Raw genomic sequence first — 1,004 nt, 5'->3', positions numbered from 1 at the left:
TTGTCTTGATCTGCGGCCATTGCCAAGGTCTGCTGCTTCATCTGCGGATAACGTTTGACCCCTCTCAATGGTGGACCTTAATCAGCGTTGCCCTAATGCGCGGCTACGTGCAGTTGGGCACCAGTGCGCGCTTTGTGCTGCTGGCGCTGGCCAGTGGCGTGCCCTTCAATGGCATGTTCCTGTACGTTCTCTCGGCCCCAGCATTTCTTGGCGATCACCTGTCGCTGGCGCCTACGCAGTTTTTCTGGTTTTTTGTCCTGACCATCTCGGGGATCATGGGCGGTGCGTGGCTCAGTGGACGGCTGGCAGGGCGTATCCCGCCCAAGCGCCAGATCCGCCACGGATTTGTCATCATGTTTTCGGTGGCTGTGTTGAACCTGGTCGCCAATCTGCTGTTCACTCCCCACGCCTGGTGGGCTCTGGCGCCCATTGCGGTCTTCTCTTTTGGCTGGGCACTGATGGTGCCGGTGGTGACGCTGCTGGTGCTGGACCTCTACCCGGAGCGCCGAGGCATGGCCTCATCCATGCAGGCGTTTGTCGGCTCTTCGGCCAATGGCCTGGTGGCAGGCGTCATCGCTCCGCTGGTGATGCACTCTACCGTTTTGCTGGCGCTGTCATCACTCCTGATGTTGTGCATTGGCATGCTGTCCTGGATCTGTCTGCACCATCGCTGGCCCGAGATCGGGCGTACGCCGGTCCACCTCTGATCAATACCCGACTGATCAAGGACTGGGTTGCCGCCGGTCCACGTTTTTTTGCTGGTAATAGCGGTTCTTCTCCGCATACATCGCCTGGTCTGCGCGATGGATCGCTGCTTCTACCGCATCTCCAGACTGGCAACAGGCAATCCCCATCGCCAGGCTGAGATGCTGGCCAGGGTAGAACTGGTTGTTGAGTTCGAGCATCGACAAAATGCGTTCCTGCAAAGCCATGGCTCCGCGCTCATCCGTGCCCGGCAACAACACCGTGAACTCGTCACCACCAATGCGGGCTGCGCAGGCCGG

1 protein-coding gene and 1 pseudogene are annotated in these 1,004 nt (G+C 59.7%); one reads left to right on the top strand and one right to left on the bottom strand.

Annotated elements, in window-relative coordinates; translation table 11 throughout:
- Nucleotides 1-92 precede the first annotated feature (92 nt).
- A pseudogene (locus DBR23_RS25960) lies at nt 93-707 on the top strand (MFS transporter); the annotation flags it as partial.
- Nucleotides 708-722: 15 nt separating this feature from the next.
- Here DBR23_RS25960 and DBR23_RS25955 read toward each other — a convergent pair.
- Nucleotides 723-1,004 (bottom strand): diguanylate cyclase domain-containing protein (locus tag DBR23_RS25955; RefSeq protein WP_146191453.1); only part of this gene is annotated, 282 nt, incomplete at its 5' end.

The organism is Acidovorax sp. HMWF018, assembly GCF_003061035.1.
Lineage (GTDB): Bacteria > Pseudomonadota > Gammaproteobacteria > Burkholderiales > Burkholderiaceae_C > Acidovorax > Acidovorax delafieldii.
Note: the sequence above shows the minus strand (reverse complement) of the source record. Positions and strands in the feature narration are given on the sequence as shown.